The sequence below is a fragment of the Bacillus sp. S71 genome (genome assembly GCF_016625265.1).
GTDB classification, from domain to species: Bacteria; Bacillota; Bacilli; order Bacillales; family Bacillaceae_G; genus Bacillus_A; species Bacillus_A cereus.
Genome location: NZ_JACVUW010000012.1, coordinates 1 through 22,808, shown reverse-complemented (window position 1 = coordinate 22,808; position 22,808 = coordinate 1). Strand labels below are relative to the sequence as shown.

Here is a 22,808-nt window from a genome sequence, read left to right as displayed (position 1 = left end):
TAATGCTTTTTACCACTGTAATCGTAAGTTACCGTTACTATCAAAAGTACCTTTGTGTGTATCTTCTTGATAGTCATTATTCTCATTTGCATAATGCTCCGAGTATAGTCCTTTTGCCCCAAAGGCGTTATATGCACCATTACTCACAGTTGCGTTTAATGCTCTTCCAGATTCATGGGACCCTAATTTGTCTGAAGCGCTTTCAATATATGAATTATTTCCATTTGATTTAATAAAAGAAATTGCTACTGAACAACGAGATGCATTTTGATTCGTAGTAGTTTGAGCTCTGTAAGATAGTAGGTTACCGCTTTTGTGACCGCTTAGAGTTGGATAGAATGCACTTGTTGAGATTGATGTTGCTAATAATATTAAAGTCGCAATCGAAAAAACCTTTCCCTTCATTAACAATCACCTCGTAAATTAAATAGTTTTGTAGCGCTACATCGTCATAATACCTCTCAAGTAAATTCTCCTCAATAAGACACCCCAATGTTTTACAAACTCTTTAAACACTTAAACATTCATACATTTTTAAAAAGTAACGTATAAGTAGCAATATAAAAAGGCTGCAGAGAAATTCTTCTCCACAGCCTAATATTTATTTTTGCAAAAACGCCTGCAAATCTGCAAACTGTCTCTTTGCATCTTCATAGCCTTGCTCGTATAAATTTTGTAGTTTTGCTGTATCTTTTTCCATACGATCTACTTGAAGCGGCACTTCTGGGCGAATAACAAATAAATTACCAGCTTGCTCTTCTTTTTCAATATAGTGAAGTGTTTTATTATACACTTCATAACGATTCAACATCGTGTTAACAAGATTCGGATATTTTTTATAAGCTTTTCCTGCAATCCATCCGAATTTTGATTTTTTCTTCGCGTAACCATGATTTCTCGTTAAAATAACGACTGATTTTTTAAATCCATCTTCCTGTGCCTTACGAACTGGAATTGGATCAGAAATCCCGCCATCTAATAACTGCTTACCACGATAATTTACTACTGGTGCAATGAAAGGCAATGAACTAGACGCTTGTAATAAATTTAGTGCATCATCATTCGTTCCTTCTTTCTCAAAATAAACAGATTGTCCTGTTTCACAATCCGTCGTTCCTACAAGGAAACGTTCTGGGCTATTAAAGTATGTTTCAAAATCAAACGGAACATGCTTTTCTGGAATTTCATGAAAAATGAAATCCATATCAAATAGCTGACGTTTTCTCCATAAGTTTTTATACGACAAATATTTCGGATGTGATGCATAATCAATATTGACCGTTTTATTTCTATTTCTTTGTCTGGAAAGATACGACGCTGCATGACAAGCACCAGCTGATACACCGATTACATATGGAAAATATAAATCTTGTTCCATAAAGTATTCTAATATCCCACCCGTATATACACCACGCATACCGCCGCCTTCTAATACTAACCCCGTATTTTCAAGCATGTTACTCTCTCCTCTATATATATTGACTCTTTAATTATTCACCATGTTAAGTATCTTTTTCTATTATATATGAGTTCTTTCAGAAATTATATTTAAAAGACTTGAGAAAAAGGAGTTTTTTCTTCCGATTATATTTCCAAATGATCGGAGACATCCTTTATAAACCTTTGAATAAAGTCTTGCTCTTCTTTCGTATATCCATCTAAAAGTAACAACCACTTTTCTTCAGCTTGCTTATGCAATTTTTCATGAGCTTTATATATTTCATTGCCGCTTTCCTTTAAGCGAAAGAAGATTTCTTTTTGATTATCTAACATTTGCATCTTCTCAACGAATTGCTTTTGAAACAACTTCGTACAAATTTTAGAGATTGCTCCCTTCGTCATGCCCATTTCTGTCGTAATTGCCGTTACATTCATCAAACCATTTTTTCCGATACATTCGATTACATGTAACTCAGATAAAGACATACTACTTACACCTGTCTCATAAAGAAACTTCTCGTTTTGTCGTTTTAAATGTTCTTCTTTTTTATGCAAAAGTGTACGAATGTCCGACAGTATTTCCATTTGCTTCGTTGTATGCTTCAATCCGTTCGCCTCCTAAGTTTCCGAAGAAACAATTTAACTATATACCATTTTAAAATTATTTTTTCATCTTTACAAGTGAGAAAATCATGTTAAAATAAATTTAGTTTCTAAGGAAACTAAAATACAAGGAGGTTAACAAGATGAAAAAATCTAAACTAACTTTCATTTTATATGTTGTCTGTATTAGTGCCTTACTCGGTTCCTTCGCTCAAAATATTTACACACCTATCTTACCGATGATTCAAAATTCTTTTCACACTTCTCTTTATCTTGTAAATGTAACAGTTTCACTTTTCACATTCATTCTTGCAATTATGCAGCTCGTATATGGACCTTTAATTGATACAAAAGGGAGAAAATCTGTCCTTATCCCTAGTTTAGTCATTAGTACAATTGGTTCAATCGGATGTGCTTTTTCGGCAAACATTTATTTATTTCTCTTTTTTAGAGCTGTTCAAGCTATAGGAATAGCGGCTATACCTGTAGTTTCAGCAACGATTATCGGCGATTTATTTGAAGGAAAAGAACGCGGAGAAGCGATGAGCCTATACCAAATGTTACTTGCCCTCGCACCTACAATGGCTCCTCTCATAGGTGGATTTCTTGGCAGTATAAATGGTCACTTATCTGTATTTCTCTTTTTATCTACACTTGGCATTATCTTATTAATTATAAACATTTCACTACTTCCAGAAACAAAGCCAAATGTAATTAAGCAGTCTAAAGCACAAAAGAACTACTCTCTTATCTTAAAAAATAAAACTGGATTTTCTATTACTCTTATTGGCTTCATTCAATTTTGTATTTACTTTTGCTTTCTCGTTTTTTTACCGAGCATTTTAGCAAATTCATTTCATCTAGCTGCAAGTGAAATTGGTCTTATGTTTGTACCAATGTCTCTTTCTATCATGCTAGGAAGTTTTTGCTGCAAGTTTTTGCAAAAACGCCTCACAACAAAGCAAACTTTATTTATTACGAGTTACTTCAATATTATATGTGTCTTTTTATTCTCTTTCATATATAACATCAATATCCCATTCATCATTATCGTTACATCTTTGTACGGTTTTAGTATGGGACTTTCTATGCCAACTCACACTACTTTATTAACAGAAGAATTCGTGCAAGAACGTGCAACAGCTATCGGTATGTACAACTTCATCCGCTATCTTGGTATGGGCACAGGGCCACTTATAGGTGGATTTCTTTTATTTAACCAAAATTACTTTTGGATTTTCTTCCTAGGCGCAATTATGTTTTTACTTGTAATCTTATATGCAATGAAAATGCTAAGTTTTCATTCTGTACAAAAAGCAAAATAGAGCCCCCAAAAAGGTCGGCTCTATTTATCCTCTTTGATCCGCAACAATATGAATATCAATATACTTTGTTTGTCTCATAATTTCATTTACAATAGAGCCTTTTCGTATTTCTTCCCACCTTGTTCTAGCCGATTGTCCAAGTAAAATTTGCGTCACCTGTAATCTTTTTGCCACTTCAATAATAACATCTGCTGGCTTTCTTCCCTTTGCTTCTTCTAATACAAAACTTGCATCAAATTGATTCGTTAGCAACTTCCACTCTTCAATCGTCTGCTTTTTTCCAGCTGAAATAGAATCTATATTTTCCCTCTCAACGTTTAATACGTACAATTCAGCGTTTAACCGATCAGCCATGCGCCATCCCCGTCTTATTAATTTCTCCGCTGTTGAACTGTATTGTACACAAACAAGAATTTTTTCTTTTACGCCAATTGGTTCTATTACTGTTTGGCTAATTTTCTCGTCCATATCATCGGCAACCTCGCGAAGTGATAATTCCCTAAGTGCCCCTAAATTATTAAGCGTAAAGAAATTTTGTAAACTTTGCTGAATTTTTTCTTCTTTATATATCTTTCCGTCTATTAGTCTCTTCCTTAATACCTCGGGCGTTGCATCAACGAGCTGAATTTCATTTGCTTTTTGTAAAATAAAATCTGGAATTCGTTCTCTTACTTTTACATTCGTAATTTGAGCTACAATATCATGAACACTTTCTAAATGTTGAATATTAAAAGCTGATAATACCGATATACCAGCCTCTAACAATTCCTGCACATCCATATAACGTTTTTTATGCTTAGAACCAGGAACATTACTATGCGCAAGTTCATCCACTACGACTACTTGCGGCGCGCGTTTTTTTATTCCTTCCACATCAAGCTCATAAAATACCTTTCCTTTATACTGTATTTCTTTCAAAGGAACTTTTTCTAAATCAGCAATTGCTTCTTCCGTCTCTTTTCTTCCATGCGTTTCAATTAAACCAATTACAATATCAATTCCATCTTTTTTCATTTCCCTTGCATCAAAGAGCATTTTATAACTTTTTCCTACGCCTGGAGCTGCTCCTACATATAGCTTTAACTTTCCGCGATTTTGCTGACGAATATATTCTAAATATTCCTCTGGCGTTCGCCTTTGAAACTTCGGTTCATAATCATCTGCATACAAAATAAACACCACCTTTCATTCGAAACAACGCTACCTCAATCCGTTAGATTGAGGTAGCACTGTTACTATTTCATTAATTTTTGTAATGCTAAATTTAGCTTTAAGACATTCACTCGATCTTCTCCAAATAAACCAAGTGCAGCACCTTCTGTTTGATCTTTAATCAATTGATTAAGTTTTTCTTTCGAAATATTCGTTAATTTTGAAATGCGATCCACCTGCACCGAGGCCGCCTTTGGACTAATATCAGGATCAAGCCCTGAACCTGAATTTGTCACTAAATCTATCGGTACTTCTGTTACTGGAACGCTCGGATTTTGTTTCTTCCACTCTTCAATACTTTTCTCTACTCGTTTCTCTAAATCTGGATTAGATGGTGCATAGTTATTTGAACCAGATGCTTCAGCCTTATATTCAATACTAGAAACACGCCCTTGAAAATAACGTGGATCCGTGAAGTTTTGCCCGATTAATTTAGAACCAATCACTTCATTTTTATCATTATATATTAGACTTCCATCCGCATTATCCTTCATCACGGCTTGTGCAATACCAGTAACAATAAGTGGATATACAAGTCCACACAACACTAGAAATGTAAAAGTAATACGGATAATTGGTGATAGTATACTTTGTTTCTTTTCCATCTTTTTCCCCTCTTCCTTATATGAACAAGCCGACAATTATATCAATTACTTTAATTCCAATGAACGGAACGATAACTCCGCCAAGCCCATAAATAAGTAGGTTTCGGCTAAGTAATGCATTAGAACTCATCGGTTTATATGCGATACCTTTCATCGCTAACGGAATGAGTAGTGGAATAATAACAGCGTTAAATATTAATGCTGATAAAATCGCTGACAGTGGTGATGTTAACTTCATTATGTTTAGTGCTTCCATTTGCGGAATCGCAAGTGTAAACATTGCTGGAATAATTGCAAAATATTTCGCTATATCATTCGCAATACTAAATGTCGTCAATGCACCACGTGTCATTAACAATTGCTTACCAATTCCTACAACCTCAATAATTTTCGTTGGATTCGAGTCTAAATCAATCATATTTGCTGCTTCTTTCGCAGCTGTCGTACCACTATTCATCGCTAATCCAACGTCAGCCTGTGCTAATGCCGGAGCATCATTTGTACCATCACCTGTCATCGCTACAAGTTTCCCTTTATCTTGCTCTGCTTTAATAACCGCAATTTTATCTTCTGGTTTACACTCGGCAACGAATTCATCTACCCCTGCTTCTTTTGCAATCGTTGCTGCTGTTAACGGATTATCACCTGTACACATAACCGTTTTAATCCCCATTTGGCGCAACTGTTCAAAACGCTCACGCATACCTGGTTTTACTGTATCCTTTAAATAAATTAAACCGTAAATACGATTATCTACTGCAACTACAAGTGGTGTTCCGCCCTCTTTTGAAATTAAGTCTGCTTTTTGATTTACATCTTTCGGAATTGTTCCACCTTGTGCCCCAACCCATTCAATAACGGCACCGACAGCACCTTTTCTCACTTTCGTTCCGTCTTGTAAATCAACACCACTCATTCTCGTTTCTGCTTTAAACGGAACAAACTCCCCTTGTTCTGCAAGTTCTCTATTATATGATATAGATTTTCCCTGCACATACTCAATAACAGATCGACCTTCTGGCGTTTCATCTAAAACAGAACTAATAGCGGCCCACTTTCCAACTTGCTCAATCGTTTCATTTCCTACAGGCAATAATGTATGAGCCATCCGGTTTCCAAAAGTAATTGTACCTGTTTTATCTAAAATAATTGTATTAATATCGCCCGCAGCTTCTACTGCTTTCCCTGACATCGCTAGCACGTTAAATTTTGTCACCCGGTCCATCCCAGCAATACCAATCGCTGATAGCAAACCACCAATTGTCGTTGGAATTAAACATACTAACAATGCTACGAGTACAGCTGTATCAATTTGAAAACCTAAATAATTTGTAAAAATCGGCAACGTCACAACGACGATCAAGAAAATAAGAGTTAAGCTCGTTAATACTGTATTTAAAGCAATCTCATTCGGCGTTTTTTGACGAGCAGCTCCTTCTACTAAAGAAATCATTTTGTCGATAAATGATTCACCAGGATTACTCGTAATGACAATTGTAATTTCATCACTTACGACCATCGTTCCACCTGTTACGGAACAAAAATCACCGCCTGCTTCTTTTATAACAGGAGCTGATTCCCCTGTAATTGCAGATTCATCTACAGATGCTAATCCTTTGATTACTTCGCCATCATTCGGAATCATTTCTCCTTGTTTTACGATAACAACGTCACCTTTTCTAAGATCAGTTGCTGAAACTTGGACAATGTCTCCATTTTCTTTTACAACATTTGCAAACACATCTTTCTTCGACTGCTTTAAAGAATCGGCTTGTGCTTTACCACGGCCTTCTGCTAATGCTTCTGCAAAATTCGCAAATAAAACTGTAAATAATAGAATAAGAGAAACTGTTATATTAAACCATCCTGGTATACTACTAGAACTGCTTGGAAGAAAAGATAAAATGAACGTAATGATAAACCCAATTTCCACAACGAACATAATCGGATTCTTTATCATGACTTTCGGATTCAATTTCGCAACGGATTGTTTCATCGCATGTGTTACGATATCACGATCCATCGTTTTCGCTTGTCTAACCTCATCTTCTACAGCATGTATTTGTGTCTCATTTACTTGTTTTTCTTTTACTACTACCGGTCTCATCATTTACCCTCCATTACTTCAATGTAAGAAATTCTGCAATTGGTCCGAGTACTAACATCGGGAAGAATGTTAATGCACCGACAATTACAATTGTTCCGATGAAGATGCCACCAAATAAACTATTATCTGTACGGAACGTTCCAACTGTTTCTGGCACTACCGTTTTTTCTTTCAACGAAGCTGCCACAGCTAGCATCGTAATTAAACTGAAGTAGCGTCCTAAAAACATAACTAAACCAGTCGTAATATTCCAAAACGGTGTATTATCTCCTAATCCTTCAAATCCAGATCCGTTATTCGCAGCTGACGATGTATATTCATATACAACTTGTGTTAAACCGTGGAAACCGGAATGAGAAATAGCATCCGTTCCTAAATTTGTTGAAAGAGCTAATGCCGAAAATCCTAAAATGAGCAATGGATGAAATAAAATCGTGACTGCGATTAATTTCATTTCCTTACCTTCAATCTTTTTACCTAAAAACTCTGGTGTCCGTCCAACCATTAACCCAGATATAAACACCGCGATAATTGCATACATAATAATGTTTACAAAGCCTGCTCCAACTCCGCCATACACTGTATTTAACATCATATTTACGAGGGGAACTAGACCACCAATTGGTGTTAACGTATCATGCATCGTATTAACAGCGCCTGTTTCAGCAGCTGTCGTTACTGTTGCGTATAGTGAAGAAAATACTGTTCCAAATCGTACTTCTTTCCCTTCTGTACTTCCTTGTACATGTTCGATACCCATTCCATTTAATGCCGGGTTCCCGTTTAGTTCAGATGTCGTAATCGTTATAAACCCTAGTAAAAATACCATAAATAGTGACACGAAAAGAATGCGGCCTTGTTTTTTATTTCCGACCATTCGTCCGTACGTAAATGGAAGTGCTGTTGGTAATAACATCATAAGCATCATTTGCAAAATATTACTCATTTGTCCTGGATTTTCGAAAGGATGCGTAGAGTTTGCTCCGAAAAATCCACCGCCGTTATTTCCAAGTTCCTTAATGGAAACGAATGATGCAACAGGTCCGCGTAAAATACTTTGCTTTGCACCTTCAATCGTTTGTGCTGTAACCGCCCCATCTAACGTTTGTGGTACGCCAAGTGCGACAAAAACTAGTGCCGCAATAAATGCGATAGGAAGAAACACTCTCGTTAACGCTCTCGTAAAATCAACGAAAAAGTTACCAAGTTCTTTTCCAGCAAGTCCTCTTATAAAAGCCATAACGAGCGCTAATGTCGTTGCTGGTGCCGCAAACATTAAAAATGTAATTCCGATTAATTGTGATAAATAAGATAAACCATTTTCACCGCTATAATGCTGTAAGTTTGTATCAGCCATAAAACTAATTGCTGTATTAAAAGCGAGCGTAGGCTCCATCCCTTCAATATGCGCTGGATTTAGTGGCAGCACACCTTGTAATCTGAAAATGAAGTATACGACAACGATCATAAATCCATTTAATAAAACTAATGATAATGCGTACTGTTTCCACGTTTGATTGTATGCTTTTACACCCGTAATTTTAAAAATAAGTTTTTCAAAAGGCCCGAATACTTTATCTAACGTTTTGCTACCTTGAAAAGCTTTTTCTAAATAAATCCCCGTTGGCTTTGCTACTAAAATAAACAAGAGCATTGTAATAATGACTGCAACCCAAATCATAATGAATAATTCCCCCTAATTAAAACTTCTCTGGATTTAATAATGCATACACTAAATACACTGTAATTGCAGCGACAATAACCGATAAGACAATCATCATGATTGCTTTCCTTCTTTCACAACTTTATCTGACCAACTTGCAAGACTTGCCATCGATGCAACTAATAAAATAAAAATCCCGACCATTACAACATCTAACATAACTATCCCTCTCTTCTTTTGTTAAAATTTACCATTTAAATATTAAAAAAGAACACTGAGCTCTACTCAGTGTTCAAAAAATGAACAACAAAAAGTAAACCTCCTCTCTAAACGCTTACGAGGTTAGCTGTCGGATTCGGGCCTAAAGAGTAGCCCTACTTTCAAAACTGAAAGATTCACCCCAAGTGACGATGCACAAAATTGGTTCCCCCGCTCCATTTCTGGAACTCAGCGATTTTAGGTTTTTTTGGAAATTTTATGAATGATTTATGAGAGTAAATATACTCCTCTATATTTCACTTGTAAAGGGGTAAATTACTGAAAATAATAATATTTACATTCATTTAAACGCTTACATTGAAGATTATTACTGTTATTTCATCTATTTTCTTTATTTCTCTTTTCTTTTCTTAAAAATGGCCTTTTAAATATGAAATAAAAAGAGCGAATGACATGAAGTGCATAGCTTGTTGCACTCAGCATTCGCTCTTTTTTATTCAACCTTTATTCTCCTCGTAAAAATGCACGTAAATTTCTCCCACGAATATAAACTTGTGTCAATTCTGCATGTAGCTGCTCATACTCGGTAATATCCATCTCTAAATACAAAGCATCTTTTGATGGTAATATAATATATGGCCCTGGAAAAAGGGGATCAATCTGGACCAATTCTTGAACTCGCTCTACCGATACTGCCCAACGATTTGCTATATCTCCAAGTAATAGTACCTTCATCATTTCTTCCCCCGCCCTATTCAAAAAATAAAAAAGAAATATTATCACAATTTGTAAACACGACAAACTTAGCTCCAATTGTTTCATAGAGCCTCGCTGGATATCGTTTATTCCTTGTAACAACAGTAATAGGTGCTTGAAAAGAAAAACGAATGTGTTCTGTGAAGAAACTAACGATTGGAAGCTCATCCCCTAGTAAAATGACCTTCTTAATACACTCACAAATACTAGTAAAATCCTGCTCCTTACTACAACTATAAGTCCAATCAAACCCACAATTCCTAACTTCAGCCGCTACCTCTTCATTTGCTGTAAAAATAACTAACTCATGTTGAAATGCAACTAGATCTCTTAAACTATTTACCTTACTTTCTTCTCCAACACAAATAAGTGTTAGTTCCATGTACCTCATCCTCCTTAGTATAAAAGAAATCAAACATAGATTGATATTCCCCTATACTAATCAGATCGATGAAGTGATGTATCCATCATGGCACCGTCCTCTCTCAAGACGCTTACGAAGTTAGCTGTCGGATTCGGGCTTTGAGAGTAGCCCTACTTTCAAATTTGAAAGATTCACCCCTAGTGACACTGCACAAATTGGTTCCTCCGCTCCATATAATTGGACTCAGCGTTTACAAAAAAATATATTCTGGCTGATATATTACTCCTGTATTTTGAAAAAGTAAACAGAAAAAAAGCCAGTTATAAAACTGGCTTTTCACTTATCTATACACGCGTTCTATTCACTTTATACGCAAAATGATTCGTCGGTCCATGACCACTACCAATATTCAATGGCTCTTCAATTGCTATACTAATAAATCGTTTTGCTTCTTGAACAGCATCTTCAATTGAGTATCCTTTCGCAAGTCCTGCTGTAACCGCTGAAGCAAATGTGCACCCACTTCCGTGCGTTTGCTTTGAAGGAATTCGCTCGCTTCTAAACTCAATAAATTCTTCTCCATCAAAGAGGAAATCAATTACTTCATTACCTTGATATTCTGCATGTCCGCCCTTCATAAGCACATATTTAGCACCTAATTCGTGCAATACTTTTGCAGCTTCCTTACTATCTTCAACATTATGAATCTCCATCCCAGTTAACACTTCTGCTTCTGGAACATTCGGTGTTATAACGGTTGCTACTGGTAATAAATATTCTTTTAATGCATGAACTGCTTCTTGCTGTAATAATGATGCACCGCCTTTTGCGATCATAACGGGATCTAGCACAATATTATTCCAGCCAAATTTTTTAATTTGTTCTGCAACAATTTGAATTATTTCACTACTAAATAACATTCCTAGTTTCACTGCATCTGGTGTTAAATCCGTACCAATTGAATTCAGCTGTTCTGTAATACCTTCTAACGGAACAGGATATACCCCTTGAACGCCAAGCGTGTTTTGAGCAGTAATTGCCGTAATAGCCGTCATTCCGTATACTCCAAGCTCTTGGAATGTTTTTAAATCTGCCTGAATTCCAGCACCGCCGCCGCTATCAGACCCTGCAATTGTTAAAACTTTATTCACTTTCATCCCACTCATCCTTTTCTATCCAAAATAGCGATGATAAATCGTTTTTGCTTCGCTTATATCTTTCGTTCCATGTACGAGCACACGGCCATCTTTAAAGGCGACTAACCTCTTGTCTTCAACAGAAAATGATAGTAAATATGGATTTACATTTAAATCATTCACGCGACCTTCCAGCAACTCTTTATATTGTTCAAAATTCATTTCCTCTTTATGAGGTGGTCTAATTTGAACTGTATTTCGCCCGCATAAAACTGCTGTTTTTGATGTGTTCTCTTTATTTAAATACGGATATAATGCATTCTCTCCGCATGAAGAACAATTATGCTGGCGAAGCTTTTGCACATTCATACATGAATACTCATTCTTCCACATATCAAACGATACAAGCCCATCTCGAAGTGATTCGTAATCTTCTACTAACAGTTTAAGAGCTTCTGTTACTTGATGAGAAACGACAAGAGATACAGCAGGTGATATAATACCCGCTGTATCACATGTTGCCCCGCCAAGCGGAATCGACTGCAATAAACATGATAAACATGGTGTTTTACTAGGAATGATTGTATAAGAAAGACCGTAACTACCTACACATGCACCGTAAATCCATGGAATAGAATATTTTTGTGCTATATCATTCACAATAAAGCGTGTTTCAAAATTATCAGTCGCATCAATCATTACATCAACGTTTGTAACAAGTTCTTCTAGCTCTTCAGCTGTTACGTCTTGAACGAGAGCTTCTATTGTTACATCGCTATTAATCTCTTCTAAACGTTTTTTAGCCGCTATAGCTTTCGGAAGATTATTCTTTACGTCGCTCTCTGCATACAATTGTTGTCTTTGTAAATTACTCCAATCTACATAATCACGGTCAACAATTGTTATCTTGCCAACACCTGCTCTTACAAACATCTCTGCATTTGCACTACCTAATGCACCTGCACCGATAATAAGTACATGCTTTTCTCTTATCTTTTGCTGCCCTTCTGCTCCAATTGGAGAAAATAGTTCTTGGCGAGAATATCGATTATTCAACTACGCTCATTCCTTCTAAAGGACTACTTGCAGTTGCACAGCGCTTACGTGCAATACGACCTGCTTCAAATCCTAAACGTCCTGCTTCAATACTTAGTTTCATTGCCTGTGCCATTTTAATAGGATCTTTTGCTCCTGATACAGCTGTATTTAATAACACGCCATCTGCTCCTAATTCCATTGCAAATGCCGCATCAGCTGGGCTACCAATACCAGCATCAACGATAACTGGTACTGTCGCTTGTTCAATAATGAAGCCCAAATTTAATGGATTTACAATACCAAGTCCTGATCCGATTGGAGATGCTCCTGGCATAATCGCATGCACGCCAAGCTCTTGTAATTTACGTGCTAATACAACATCATCAGATGTGTACGGAAGTACGATAAATCCTTCTTCCAGTAACATTTCAGATGCCTTTAACGTTTCTACCGGATCCGGTAATAACGTTCTATCATCACCAATAACTTCTACCTTTATCATGTCACAAAGCCCAGACGCTTTTGCTAATTTTGCAATGCGAACAGCCTCTTCAGCATTTTTTGCCCCTGCTGTATTTGGTAATAACGTATATTTTTTCACATCAAGTTTCTCTAATAAATTAGGTTGCTTTGCATCAAAGATATCCATACGACGTACTGCAAACGTTAAAATTTCAGCTTCAGAAACGTCAATTGCCTTTTGCTGTACGTCAAAATCAGGGAATTTACCTGTACCTAATAAAAGTCTAGAATGAAATGAAAATGGTCCAATGTTCAACATAATCAACCGCCTCCTACGAAAGTTACAATCTCAATTTGATCTCCATCAAAAACAGATGTATCTGTATGATCATCTTTTTGTAAAATATCTTTATTACGCTCTACTACAACAATTCTGTTATCTAGCTCTAAATGTGTAAGTAGCTCAGCTACTGTTTTTACACTCGCTGGCACTTCAATTTGGTTACCATTAATTTTTAATCTCAAACTTCCATCCCCTTTCTAAACTCTTCTAGAAAGCAATGAATCTAGCAAATGATTCTCTTGCTTTCCTTCTATTAAATCAGCCATATATTGGCCAGAAATAGGACTTAATAAAATACCGTTCCGATAATGGCCCGTGCAAGCATATAAACCTTTTATTTCTTCATGCTCTCCCATATAAGGAGCTTCATGATTCGATTGTGGTCTTAATCCTGCCCACGTGCTTTCCCATTCTGCTTCTTTTAAAGCTGGCAATATTGTATAAGCACGCTCCAATATAGAAGTTATACTTTCTGGCTGCACAGTTTTATTGAACGTATGGGGCTTCATTGTTGCCCCAATTACGTAACGTCCACCGCGCTTTGGAGCAATGTAAAATCTTTCTTGAAAAATAGGTGCTTTTAAAAGTTGTTTTCTACTTTTTACCGCAACCACTTCTCCTTTAACTGGATATGTACCCCAATCGCGGTGAAAATAACTGAGTAACTTCGTGCTCCATGAACCTCCTGCAATAACGACTTTCTCACATGTGACAATACCTTCACTTGTAATAACTCCAGTCACTTTATTATTTTCAATACGAATATCAAACACTTCTGTCTGTTCATATATATCAGCACCTGACATTGCCGCAGAATGTGCGAATGCTTTCGTAAGCTCTGGTGCAATAACATGACCGTCTTTCGGATAATATACTGCTCCTATAATAGATTCGGATAGATACGGCTCTTTTTCCCGCACATGGTCTCCCGTTAGAAAATAGGAATCTTCACCTGTTTTTTGCTGCCAATCCATAATGTGAAGAATTCTTTCCTTCTCATCTTCATTTTGAGCAATACGATAAATTCCTTTTTCTTCATATCCAATATCAATACCCGTCTTTTCACGTAAAACTGCTGCAAGTTGTGGAAATATAGCTCGGCTTTCTCTAGCAAGTTCAAATAGCGGATCATACGCATCCCATTCTGCCTGAACACCAAGTAGACCAGCAGCTGCTTTTGAAGCTTCCGATGCAATTCTTTGCTTCTCTACAATCGCTACTTTATGTCCTCTTTCTGCTAGAAAATGTGCAACTGAACTACCAATTACACCACCACCAATAATCGCTACATCATACTTCTCACACATGTTTTTCCGCCCACTTTCTTATTGATTCCTTATAAGATTTCGCTTTGCTATACGGGTCACTACTACTTACAATTCCGGACATAACTGCTATACCGCTTACACCGTTAGTAAGGACATCCACTGCGTTTTCTGGAGTAATTCCTCCAATTGCTGTAATCGGTATAGATAAACACCTTGCAATGTCAGAAATTTCTTCAAGCCCTCTCGCTGGCACACCTTTTTTACAATCTGTCGGAAATACATGACCATAAACGAGTGAATCCGCTCCATTTTTAAATGCTACTATCGCTTCATCTAGCGAATGCACAGAATAACCGACATGCAAATACGAAAACTTTTCTTTCACTGACTTTACATCTGTGCTTCGATACCCTAGTTGAACACGAGGAATATTTAATAAAATGGCAATATCAATTCGATCATTTATGACAATTTTAGAAGCCGGAAAGCCTTCCATTAAAAGACTTTCCACACCTTCATATAACTCCTTCGTACTCTTCTCACGCTCACGAATATGCAAATAATCAATCTCACTCTCAATTTGCACCGCTACATTCACTAACTCTTCGAATGGCATATGGCCATTTGAGATTACGTGGAGCTCATTTTTCATATTCATTCGCCTACTTTAAAATATTTTCGAATAGTTCATCGGCTGGAACGGTTTCTTTCGTCATTCCTTTGTCCTTCAGCCATTTATTTTGTTTCTCCCAAGATTCTTTTGAATCTGATAAAAATGGCTCATCTTTTGTTTCCATCTTCTCTAATAAAATTTTCATACTTTCCTTTTCAACTTCTGGCACAAGTGGGAAGTTTTCTTTTTCTTGATGATTTAATAAAATATTCAATGCTTCATCTGGGTTTTTCTTCATGAAATCATAGCCTTTTTTCGTACCACGTAAGAAAGCTTGCAACGCTTCTTTATCTTTTTTCAACGTTTTATCACCTGTTACAAACACAAGTTCATGATAGTTCGGTACTCCGTAATCAGCTGGATTAAAGTAAGCTGGTTCATGGCCTTCATGACGCATAACCGGTACTTCATGATTAATGTATGCCCCTGTTACCGCATCCACTTTTTTCGTAATTAAGGCTGGTACTAAATCAAATCCAACATCAACTACTTTCACTGTATCAGGATTACCACCAGCTTCTTTTACCATCGTTTTTAAATACATCTCACTTAAAGGTGTTCCAGAATATCCTACTGTTTTTCCTTCTAAATCTTTCGGTGATTGAATACCCGCTGATTTCAGCGATACGACATGATTTAATGGTGAACGTACGACAGCCCCAATTGATTTCACTGGAATTTGCTCATTTGCTCTTGCCATAACAACATCTGGCTGATAATACAAGCCAACTGTCACCTTCCCTGCTGCTGCCAATGTTAATGGATCAGTCGGATTAGAAGGGAATTTAATATTTACCTTTACACCTTCTTCTTTAAAGTATCCTTTTTCAATTGCTGCATAAATAAAGCTATGTACCGCATTTGGATACCAATCTAACATGACTGTTATTTCTTTCTCTTTTTTACTTTTTTCTGATGCTGAATTACTTGAACATCCTGTAATCATTGCAATTAATAATGTAAACACAAAGATGCGCTTTAAAAATTTCATGAATGCTTCCTCCAACTAATGAATTTCTTTTCTAATATGGAAATAAGTACGACGAAGAAAATAGCTAATAATGATAACAATACAATGGGTGCAAATACGCCAGCTCCATCTAACTGCGTCATCATTCTCTTACTGAAATATCCAAGTCCAGCTTGTGCACCGAGCCATTCTCCAATTGCTGCTCCGATAACACTAAGCGGAACTGCAATTTTTAAAGCTGAGAAAAAATAAGGAAGAGCAGACGGCAACTTTAATTTAAGAAAAATATCTCTTTTCGTTGCTCCATATGTAACTAAGAGCTCCTCCCATTCTTTTTTTGTACTACGCAGTCCATCATACGTATTGACCGCAATCGGGAAAAACGTAATTAAAACTGTGACAACAACCTTACTCCAAATTGTGTATCCAAACCATAAAACAAATAGCGGAGCAAGCGCAGTAATCGGAATCGTTTGTGAAGCAACTAATAATGGATAAAATGCTCTTTCCATCCATGTACTCGCATTCATTAACATCGCTAGCCCTACACCTAATACGATAGAAATAACAACACCTATTAAAACGACGTATAACGTTGCAGGTAAATGAACCGTAAATAATATGTCTTTTAGTTTCCATATCTTCATTACAATCGCAGACGGTGACGGTAAAATGTACATCTCATCTACAATTCTTGCTCCTATTTCCCACACAGCTAGTAAAATACTAGAAAGTGTAATAGCAGGAACTAATTCTTTCAATCGGTTCATCACACAAGTACCTGCCTTTGTAACATACTAAGAAGCTCATCTTTCAGCGCTAATACTTCCGGTTTATATAAATCTTTTCGTGTTCTGTTATGATCAAGTGGTACAATCCGCTCAGTCAAAGTCGTTATCGGCTGCTGTTCCACTACTAAAACTCGGTTCGAAAGAAATAACGCTTCTTCAACATCATGAGTAATGAATAAAATTGTTTTTTCCCACTCTTGCCATTGTTCAAACAGCCATTCTTGCAAAGAGGCCTTCGTTAAAGCATCTAACGCGCTAAACGGTTCATCTAATAACAATATCTCCCCGCCCGTTAACAAAGTTCGGATAAAAGATACGCGTTGCCTCATACCACCAGATAAATCTTTCGGATGTTTTGTCTCATATCCTTGTAAACCAAATTTATATAACAGTTCCTTTGCCTTTACTTGTGCTTCTTTCTTCTGTACACCTTGGCACTCTAGCGGCAGAGCAGCATTCTCAATAATTGTTCTCCACGGCAAAAGCATATCTTTTTGCGGCATATATCCTACAGGATGGTGCTTTGTTTCTGTCAGTTCTATCTTTCCAGTACTTACCTTCTCTAGGCCTGTAATAAGGCGAAATAAAGTACTTTTCCCACATCCACTCGGTCCGATAATACTGACAAACTCTTTCTCATGTATAGAAGCATTTAATTCATGGATGATTGGTTTCTCATCGTAATGAAAAGAAACATTATGAAACTGTAGTATGTTCTTGCTCCTCAAATCCCCACATCTCCTTACGATAGGACATATCCCAGAATAAATATTCAAATCGACTGGAATATAAGAAAATCTCCTCTAATCTATCTAGTTCTTTCTCAGACTTTCCAACTGCCATTTCATTTAATAAATCTATTAACCAAATACAAAGATTACCGTATTCTTCCGAACTATATCCTTGAATCCACTCACCAAAAAACTCATGATCTCTTGCTCCAGGAATATCATTTAAACGCTTTCCAATTTCCCAGTAGCTCCACATACATGGAAGAAGCGCTGCTATTAATTCTGCAAGTGTGCCATTTTGAGATACAGACATCATGTAATTTGTATAAGCTAAATTTTTAGCAGATGGTTTTGCAGACTCTATCTCCTCTATAGAAATTCCAAGTCTTTTTGCATATTGTTTATGGATTGTCATTTCGCCATTTAATATTCCATCAATTTGTTCAGCGAACTTTCCCATTACTTGTGGATTCGTTGCTTTTACAACACCAATCGCATATAATTTTGCATAATCTAGCAGATATAAATAATCTTGAATAATATAATACTGAAATTTATCTTTTTCTAACGTGCCATCTCCCATACCCACTACAAACGGATGATTATGACTCATCTCCCAAACCGGTTGCACAGTTTCTAATAATCTATCGCAAAATTTCATTTCTCTATCCCCTTTCAATATATGTATCTAAATAAAAAACCACTTCTATATATAAGAAGTGGTTACAGCAAATAAAATTATACATTTATTCGATGTTCCACTTCCCTTCGCTAGTATTACCTAGATCAGGTGTTATAAGGGTTAAGGATTATTCCTCTCTCAGCAAATCAAGCACCCCTAGTGGTTTCAATATGAAATTTTCAAATAAAAAAGCCCCGTTTCTATACGCAAAGAAACGGGGACTCATTGTTAGTGTCCGAATTGCTTCCCTACGCTAGCATAATCTAGATCAGGTAATAAAAAGGATCAAAGGCTTACGGCCTACTCTCAGCTGGCAACACCAGCTCTCCTAGCAAACTATAAAATTATCACTGTCAGTATAACACCCTAATAAGACATCATCAACTATTTTAATTTTCTTAATTATCAACAAAAAATTAAAGTTATACAATATATACATTCTATTTTAGAAAATAAAACTCCAATTAATTGTTTAAAAAGGAATCATTATCCTCAAAAAATTTATTTTTATATTGATTTCATATTACATTTATGTGAATACACCCACTATATTATATCTTTATACTATAATAAAATTACAACTATACAACTAGAGGAGGTCTCTATTCCATGAATATGAAAGCTACTGCTTTAACAGCAACTACTGTAGCGATTGCTTCTTTACTTCCTTCTATGGGTGAAACAAATGTACAAAAAGCAAACGCTGAACAATTATCTAATGTTAAAACTGGGTATGTCAAAGTCGATCAAGTAGCATTACATACAGAAGATAACGTAAAGAGCACATCAATTGATACAATTCGCTTTAATACAAAAGTGAACATCCTTGAAACAACTAATGGTTGGTATAAAGTATCTGTTCATAATAAAGTAGGTTATGTACAAAAAGATGCTATTTTACTAAAAAACAAACTTCAATCTAATGATCAATACATCGTCAATGCTAATGCATTAAACGTTCGCTCTGAACCTAATCTAGAATCTTCCATTTTAGATGTATTACCAAATGGCAAGTTTATTACCGTTCAAGAAGATCAAGGCGAATGGTATAAAATATCACATAATGGCCAAACGGGTTACGTACAAAAAGCATTCATCTCTAATGGTTCACAACCCTTAGTAAAAGGAATCACCGTTCAAAATAATACAAAATATACTGTCGCAACACCTAATCTGAATGTACGTAGCAACACTAGTACAAGTAGCGCTCTACTCGGTTCATTACAAAACGGTACACAAGTACAAGTAGTAGAAACTGTAGGAACTTGGTATAAAATTCGTTTTGGCACAGGATATGGATATGTAGCAAAACACTATGTAGTACAAAATCAACCACAGACTAAAACAGATCAGCCTTCATCTATTCCAGCTGCTTTCAAATTCCCTGCTCAAGGAAGAATTAGCTCAACCTTTGATATACGCTGGGAACAAATGCATTATGGTATAGATATTGCTGCTCCAGGGAACGTCTCTATCCAAGCTGCTGCTGCAGGTAAAGTTGTGAAATCTTATTATTCAGCTAGCTATGGCAATGTTGTGTTCATTGCGCATCAAATCAATGGGAAATTATATACAACTGTTTATGCTCATATGAAGGATCGCACTGTACAAACTGGTGATCAAGTACAAGCTGGACAATTAGTAGGTCATATGGGCAACACAGGTCATTCATACGGGCAACATCTTCATTTTGAATTACATAATGGAGAATGGAATTTTGAAAAAACAAATGCAGTAAATCCACTGCCATATTTAGTTAGGTAAATTGTATGCCACGCAATATACCTCTTATAATTGAATACGCAGCCTTTTTAGGTTTAATCTGTTGTTTAATCATTTACAATACAAACATTGTATTTTTATCTATTATTATTGCTTTTGTTGCATTAGAAATTATGATGGAATCATTTCAAGTGCAACTAAAACAAAAAATTGCCCATATTTATAACGCTATATTTCTTTTGAGTGCTCTCATAACAAATATAATTAGTAATGGCTTTTATTTATCTACTGTATTTCCAGTATTCTTTATGGCTGTTTTATTATTTGTAGCTAGATATATTAATGTCCCTTATAACCAAAAACAAAAACAAGAACAAGAAGCTTAGAAAGAGGAGACACTGTGTACCAATCTTTCAAAGATGCTCCAATAAAATACATATTGCATTTGTATAAGAAAGCCAATACTTTTTTTGGTATACAAGGAAGTTATACTGCACAACTTCTCCTATATGGAATGTTGTTTCTTGTTTTAATCACTTTCTCCTTGTTTTACTAACAAAAAAGGATCTCACATAAACTGGAGATCCTTTTTAATTTATATTAATTTTTCATATCGAAAATATTGTTTATCCACAAGCATATTTTTCATAAATAAAGCTCAGATTATATTTTTTCTCTAAGCTCATTCGTTGTTCGTCATCGCACCAATAGAAAAGAATATCATGAATCGTTGCGTAACGCTTATTTTTAAGAAATAGCCTAAAGAATGATGGTAAACAATCATGTAATTGTATAAATATATAATTGCGTAGTGTTTCTTCTTTATATTCAATGCCCTTACAAATATACAGTAATTCTTCACAATAATATGCATGCTGTGGAACTTGTATCATCTCGAAAAATGGCACATAAGATAGTAGCTTTCCAATAAAATGACCGTATCGATCCATTACTCCTATCGTCATATGCTCCATCATTTCTTTCATTACATATAAATAATCATCTACATGTGTTGTCTTTAATGGGTCTAAGCGATCGGAAATTTGAGATAATACAGCTCTTTGACATGCTAAAACTGCCTGACTAGGTCCATAATATGATAGGAAATCTGTACACTTACGATATTTCCGTAATAAATCATGTGTATATAAATCATATACGAAAGTATTACAATACATTGCTAAACTCATCATATCACTATTTAATTGCTCTTTTGATAATGATTTCGCTCTCTTGCACATATAAAAGAATGTAAATTCCAATACTTCTTTATGAGATAATAAATGTTTACAATCGGTTATACATTTCTCATTAAATTTAACTCTATCCCAAATTTCAATATCCCTATCTGTCAATTCACCTATACGATATTTAATAATTAAATAGTTTAAAGCAACTGATTGCGTCAAAAGATCCCATGTTTCATATTCCAATGAAGTATGAACAAACTCAGCTAATCCTTGTGCTATCATAAAAGCATTTGCCTCTTCATACCAACCAATCTCTTGGCATAAGCGAAGAATACGCACTAAAGTTGGAATTTCATCTTTATGAAACTGCGGTAAATTCTTTACTTTATTCATGCCATATACGATAAATGCCGCTAAATTTTCTTCTTTATAAAATTCTTTCTCTTTCCATACTAATATAGTTCGTTCTTTCCCCTCGCCTTTTGGGTGACAAGGTACAAGCAAAGAAAATAATTCAGCAAAATTATTTGGTTCTATATATGTATCTGTAACCAAATTCCAATTTGGATCGCCCTGTACAGCCTTCATATAATTCCCCTTCCCTTTTCATCTATGTAGGAAATATTAATTTATTATCGTACCACTAAAAATTAATATTGTTATATTCAAAATCTCTCATAATACTTATATCTATCAGTATATCATCTTTTCTCTTATTAAAAATGAAGAATAACAAATTTAAATAAACTGTGGAAATTATTAACCATATCCTTATTATATAATGTCTCAGATACATCACGCTAACATATTAGTTTAATCCATATATACTAGAATAATGCATCTGAACTTTATATATAATTTAGCTCTTTATGAGTGACCATTAAAATCTCGGTTAATTAAAGTTTCAATTTACTCTGTACGCTCTGAGATTTCGCTCAAGGCAAATCCAGCTTGATCATCTGCCGATTCCCTTATAGCTAAATCTCCTAGTGCTAACATGCCAATAAGCTGACCACTATCAACTACTGGTAACCGTCTAATTTGATACTGTGCCATTAGCTCTGTAGCTTTTTCAATAGAATCATTTGGAGAAACTGAGATAATATTTGTTGTCATTACATTTGTAATTTTATTAGATCCAGGATGTTTTTCAGCAATCCCTCGCACAACTAAATCTCGATCAGTAACAAGCCCAACAACCTGCTCATTTTCAACAACAGGAATTAACCCAACCGATTCTTCCTTCATTTTTACAGCTGCCTCATATACATTGTCTAGCGGTGTACAATGTACAATATGGGTACTCATTAAGTCTCTAACTCGTGTCATTATTTATTTCCTCCTTTTTATACATACCATAGCTTTTCCAAAATTCCTTTATTTATTTCTGGAAAGTAAAATGATAAAAAGGATCAACAAAATAAAAAAGAGCCAGCATAATGCTGACTCTTTTTTGTATGACCCGTACGGGATTCGAACCCGTGTTACCGCCGTGAAAGGGCGGTGTC

General features: G+C 35.7%; 27 protein-coding genes and 4 riboswitches. Of the genes, 3 read left to right on the top strand and 24 right to left on the bottom strand.

Annotated features, from left to right (window positions below; translation table 11 throughout):
• Positions 1-9 precede the first annotated feature (9 nt).
• The 3 genes from IBT51_RS21625 to IBT51_RS21615 all read right to left on the bottom strand — a co-directional run bounded on the left by IBT51_RS21625 (position 10) and on the right by IBT51_RS21615 (position 2,046).
• The gene (locus tag IBT51_RS21625) at positions 10-405 is read right to left on the bottom strand and encodes a hypothetical protein (protein ID WP_141548272.1); all 396 of its coding nucleotides are present in this window, start codon (positions 403-405) and stop codon (positions 10-12) included.
• Positions 406-601: 196 nt separating this feature from the next.
• Positions 602-1,456, bottom strand: a complete 855-nt coding sequence (locus tag IBT51_RS21620) for a patatin-like phospholipase family protein (protein ID WP_200458774.1) — start codon at positions 1,454-1,456, stop codon at positions 602-604.
• 128 nt (positions 1,457-1,584) lie between these two features.
• The gene (locus IBT51_RS21615) at positions 1,585-2,046 is read right to left on the bottom strand and encodes a MarR family transcriptional regulator (RefSeq protein ID WP_200458773.1); all 462 of its coding nucleotides are present in this window, start codon (positions 2,044-2,046) and stop codon (positions 1,585-1,587) included.
• Positions 2,047-2,186: 140 nt separating this feature from the next.
• Between IBT51_RS21615 and IBT51_RS21610 the strand changes: the two genes are divergently transcribed.
• The gene (locus IBT51_RS21610; RefSeq protein ID WP_200458772.1) at positions 2,187-3,368 is read left to right on the top strand and encodes an MFS transporter; all 1,182 of its coding nucleotides are present in this window, start codon (positions 2,187-2,189) and stop codon (positions 3,366-3,368) included.
• Between the two features lie 24 nt (positions 3,369-3,392).
• On the opposite strand, the gene kdpDN is transcribed toward IBT51_RS21610, so the two are convergent.
• From kdpDN to tenA, 19 genes are all read right to left on the bottom strand, one after another.
• Complete coding sequence (kdpDN, locus tag IBT51_RS21605) at positions 3,393-4,547, bottom strand: KdpD-like non-kinase potassium sensor (RefSeq protein WP_003269552.1); 1,155 nt, start codon at positions 4,545-4,547, stop codon at positions 3,393-3,395.
• 56 nt (positions 4,548-4,603) lie between these two features.
• A complete protein-coding gene (kdpC, locus tag IBT51_RS21600) occupies positions 4,604-5,185 on the bottom strand; it encodes a K(+)-transporting ATPase subunit C (protein ID WP_075719630.1) in 582 nt (193 codons plus the stop codon).
• A gap of 16 nt (positions 5,186-5,201) precedes the next feature.
• Positions 5,202-7,292: a potassium-transporting ATPase subunit KdpB gene (gene kdpB / locus IBT51_RS21595; RefSeq protein ID WP_200458771.1), complete on the bottom strand. Its 2,091-nt coding sequence runs from the start codon at positions 7,290-7,292 to the stop codon at positions 5,202-5,204.
• Between the two features lie 13 nt (positions 7,293-7,305).
• Positions 7,306-8,973, bottom strand: coding sequence for a potassium-transporting ATPase subunit KdpA (gene kdpA / locus IBT51_RS21590; RefSeq protein ID WP_000638330.1), 1,668 nt, complete (start codon positions 8,971-8,973; stop codon positions 7,306-7,308).
• A gap of 19 nt (positions 8,974-8,992) precedes the next feature.
• Positions 8,993-9,070: a K(+)-transporting ATPase subunit F gene (gene kdpF, locus IBT51_RS21585; RefSeq protein ID WP_223153441.1), complete on the bottom strand. Its 78-nt coding sequence runs from the start codon at positions 9,068-9,070 to the stop codon at positions 8,993-8,995.
• Positions 9,070-9,174, bottom strand: a complete 105-nt coding sequence (locus IBT51_RS21580) for a SipW-dependent-type signal peptide-containing protein (protein ID WP_000887894.1) — start codon at positions 9,172-9,174, stop codon at positions 9,070-9,072. The genes kdpF and IBT51_RS21580 overlap by 1 nt, the downstream gene beginning before the upstream one ends.
• Before the next feature lie 98 nt (positions 9,175-9,272).
• Positions 9,273-9,418: riboswitch (cyclic di-AMP (ydaO/yuaA leader) on the bottom strand.
• Between the two features lie 134 nt (positions 9,419-9,552).
• Positions 9,553-9,675, bottom strand: a complete 123-nt coding sequence (locus tag IBT51_RS27255; RefSeq protein WP_254915307.1) for a hypothetical protein — start codon at positions 9,673-9,675, stop codon at positions 9,553-9,555.
• Positions 9,676-9,678: 3 nt separating this feature from the next.
• Positions 9,679-9,912, bottom strand: coding sequence for a hypothetical protein (locus IBT51_RS21575; RefSeq protein ID WP_002025339.1), 234 nt, complete (start codon positions 9,910-9,912; stop codon positions 9,679-9,681).
• 13 nt (positions 9,913-9,925) lie between these two features.
• Entirely contained in the window at positions 9,926-10,312 is a 387-nt protein-coding gene (locus IBT51_RS21570) for a hypothetical protein (RefSeq protein ID WP_000424087.1), read from the bottom strand.
• Between the two features lie 93 nt (positions 10,313-10,405).
• A riboswitch (cyclic di-AMP (ydaO/yuaA leader) is annotated at positions 10,406-10,553 on the bottom strand.
• 85 nt (positions 10,554-10,638) lie between these two features.
• Positions 10,639-11,451: a bifunctional hydroxymethylpyrimidine kinase/phosphomethylpyrimidine kinase gene (gene thiD / locus IBT51_RS21565; RefSeq protein WP_200458770.1), complete on the bottom strand. Its 813-nt coding sequence runs from the start codon at positions 11,449-11,451 to the stop codon at positions 10,639-10,641.
• A 15-nt stretch (positions 11,452-11,466) separates the two neighbouring features.
• Positions 11,467-12,486: a thiazole biosynthesis adenylyltransferase ThiF gene (gene thiF / locus IBT51_RS21560; protein ID WP_098251182.1), complete on the bottom strand. Its 1,020-nt coding sequence runs from the start codon at positions 12,484-12,486 to the stop codon at positions 11,467-11,469.
• Positions 12,479-13,249 carry a thiazole synthase gene (gene thiG / locus IBT51_RS21555; RefSeq protein WP_000931980.1) on the bottom strand — a complete coding sequence of 257 codons (771 nt, stop codon included), beginning with the start codon at positions 13,247-13,249 and terminating at the stop codon, positions 12,479-12,481. Before thiG ends, thiF begins: the two co-directional genes overlap by 8 nt.
• A gap of 2 nt (positions 13,250-13,251) precedes the next feature.
• Positions 13,252-13,455, bottom strand: a complete 204-nt coding sequence (gene thiS, locus IBT51_RS21550) for a sulfur carrier protein ThiS (RefSeq protein WP_088022297.1) — start codon at positions 13,453-13,455, stop codon at positions 13,252-13,254.
• Positions 13,456-13,470: 15 nt separating this feature from the next.
• Positions 13,471-14,580 carry a glycine oxidase ThiO gene (thiO, locus tag IBT51_RS21545; protein WP_088022299.1) on the bottom strand — a complete coding sequence of 370 codons (1,110 nt, stop codon included), beginning with the start codon at positions 14,578-14,580 and terminating at the stop codon, positions 13,471-13,473.
• Positions 14,573-15,193 carry a thiazole tautomerase TenI gene (gene tenI / locus IBT51_RS21540; RefSeq protein ID WP_088022301.1) on the bottom strand — a complete coding sequence of 207 codons (621 nt, stop codon included), beginning with the start codon at positions 15,191-15,193 and terminating at the stop codon, positions 14,573-14,575. The genes thiO and tenI overlap by 8 nt, the downstream gene beginning before the upstream one ends.
• 10 nt (positions 15,194-15,203) lie before the next feature.
• Positions 15,204-16,205, bottom strand: coding sequence for an ABC transporter substrate-binding protein (locus IBT51_RS21535; protein WP_000670422.1), 1,002 nt, complete (start codon positions 16,203-16,205; stop codon positions 15,204-15,206).
• A complete protein-coding gene (locus IBT51_RS21530) occupies positions 16,202-16,954 on the bottom strand; it encodes an ABC transporter permease (RefSeq protein ID WP_001080857.1) in 753 nt (250 codons plus the stop codon). Before IBT51_RS21530 ends, IBT51_RS21535 begins: the two co-directional genes overlap by 4 nt.
• Entirely contained in the window at positions 16,954-17,703 is a 750-nt protein-coding gene (locus tag IBT51_RS21525; protein ID WP_001256790.1) for an ABC transporter ATP-binding protein, read from the bottom strand. Before IBT51_RS21525 ends, IBT51_RS21530 begins: the two co-directional genes overlap by 1 nt.
• A complete protein-coding gene (gene tenA / locus IBT51_RS21520) occupies positions 17,672-18,367 on the bottom strand; it encodes a thiaminase II (RefSeq protein WP_000666826.1) in 696 nt (231 codons plus the stop codon). The genes IBT51_RS21525 and tenA overlap by 32 nt, the downstream gene beginning before the upstream one ends.
• An 85-nt stretch (positions 18,368-18,452) precedes the next feature.
• Positions 18,453-18,556, bottom strand: a riboswitch (TPP riboswitch).
• A 60-nt stretch (positions 18,557-18,616) separates the two neighbouring features.
• A riboswitch (TPP riboswitch) is annotated at positions 18,617-18,728 on the bottom strand.
• A 269-nt stretch (positions 18,729-18,997) separates the two neighbouring features.
• Here tenA and IBT51_RS21515 point away from each other — a divergent pair.
• Positions 18,998-20,152: an SH3 domain-containing protein gene (locus IBT51_RS21515; RefSeq protein ID WP_001056046.1), complete on the top strand. Its 1,155-nt coding sequence runs from the start codon at positions 18,998-19,000 to the stop codon at positions 20,150-20,152.
• Positions 20,153-20,157: 5 nt separating this feature from the next.
• Complete coding sequence (locus IBT51_RS21510; RefSeq protein ID WP_001137818.1) at positions 20,158-20,496, top strand: hypothetical protein; 339 nt, start codon at positions 20,158-20,160, stop codon at positions 20,494-20,496.
• Between the two features lie 240 nt (positions 20,497-20,736).
• Here the strand turns inward: IBT51_RS21510 and IBT51_RS21505 are convergent, their stop codons facing one another.
• Both IBT51_RS21505 and IBT51_RS21500 read right to left on the bottom strand, forming a co-directional pair.
• The gene (locus IBT51_RS21505) at positions 20,737-21,888 is read right to left on the bottom strand and encodes a DUF3965 domain-containing protein (RefSeq protein WP_000648915.1); all 1,152 of its coding nucleotides are present in this window, start codon (positions 21,886-21,888) and stop codon (positions 20,737-20,739) included.
• A gap of 321 nt (positions 21,889-22,209) precedes the next feature.
• Positions 22,210-22,629, bottom strand: coding sequence for a CBS domain-containing protein (locus tag IBT51_RS21500; protein ID WP_000199012.1), 420 nt, complete (start codon positions 22,627-22,629; stop codon positions 22,210-22,212).
• Positions 22,630-22,808 lie beyond the last annotated feature (179 nt).

Coding starts and splice junctions, on each gene's coding strand:
- thiG (WP_000931980.1), bottom strand. CDS start 13,249: ATGTTGAACATTGGACCATTTTCATTTCATTCTAGACTTTTATTAGGT.
- kdpA (WP_000638330.1), bottom strand. CDS start 8,973: ATGATTTGGGTTGCAGTCATTATTACAATGCTCTTGTTTATTTTAGTA.
- IBT51_RS21625 (WP_141548272.1), bottom strand. CDS start 405: ATGAAGGGAAAGGTTTTTTCGATTGCGACTTTAATATTATTAGCAACA.
- IBT51_RS21530 (WP_001080857.1), bottom strand. CDS start 16,954: ATGAACCGATTGAAAGAATTAGTTCCTGCTATTACACTTTCTAGTATT.
- kdpF (WP_223153441.1), bottom strand. CDS start 9,070: ATGATTGTCTTATCGGTTATTGTCGCTGCAATTACAGTGTATTTAGTG.
- IBT51_RS21505 (WP_000648915.1), bottom strand. CDS start 21,888: ATGAAGGCTGTACAGGGCGATCCAAATTGGAATTTGGTTACAGATACA.
- IBT51_RS21510 (WP_001137818.1), top strand. CDS start 20,158: ATGCCACGCAATATACCTCTTATAATTGAATACGCAGCCTTTTTAGGT.
- thiO (WP_088022299.1), bottom strand. CDS start 14,580: ATGTGTGAGAAGTATGATGTAGCGATTATTGGTGGTGGTGTAATTGGT.
- tenI (WP_088022301.1), bottom strand. CDS start 15,193: ATGAAAAATGAGCTCCACGTAATCTCAAATGGCCATATGCCATTCGAA.
- IBT51_RS21620 (WP_200458774.1), bottom strand. CDS start 1,456: ATGCTTGAAAATACGGGGTTAGTATTAGAAGGCGGCGGTATGCGTGGT.
- IBT51_RS21580 (WP_000887894.1), bottom strand. CDS start 9,174: ATGTTAGATGTTGTAATGGTCGGGATTTTTATTTTATTAGTTGCATCG.
- IBT51_RS21515 (WP_001056046.1), top strand. CDS start 18,998: ATGAATATGAAAGCTACTGCTTTAACAGCAACTACTGTAGCGATTGCT.
- IBT51_RS21500 (WP_000199012.1), bottom strand. CDS start 22,629: ATGACACGAGTTAGAGACTTAATGAGTACCCATATTGTACATTGTACA.
- kdpB (WP_200458771.1), bottom strand. CDS start 7,292: ATGAGACCGGTAGTAGTAAAAGAAAAACAAGTAAATGAGACACAAATA.
- IBT51_RS21610 (WP_200458772.1), top strand. CDS start 2,187: ATGAAAAAATCTAAACTAACTTTCATTTTATATGTTGTCTGTATTAGT.
- IBT51_RS21535 (WP_000670422.1), bottom strand. CDS start 16,205: ATGAAATTTTTAAAGCGCATCTTTGTGTTTACATTATTAATTGCAATG.
- kdpC (WP_075719630.1), bottom strand. CDS start 5,185: ATGGAAAAGAAACAAAGTATACTATCACCAATTATCCGTATTACTTTT.
- IBT51_RS21575 (WP_002025339.1), bottom strand. CDS start 9,912: ATGATGAAGGTACTATTACTTGGAGATATAGCAAATCGTTGGGCAGTA.
- tenA (WP_000666826.1), bottom strand. CDS start 18,367: ATGAAATTTTGCGATAGATTATTAGAAACTGTGCAACCGGTTTGGGAG.
- thiD (WP_200458770.1), bottom strand. CDS start 11,451: ATGAAAGTGAATAAAGTTTTAACAATTGCAGGGTCTGATAGCGGCGGC.
- IBT51_RS21570 (WP_000424087.1), bottom strand. CDS start 10,312: ATGGAACTAACACTTATTTGTGTTGGAGAAGAAAGTAAGGTAAATAGT.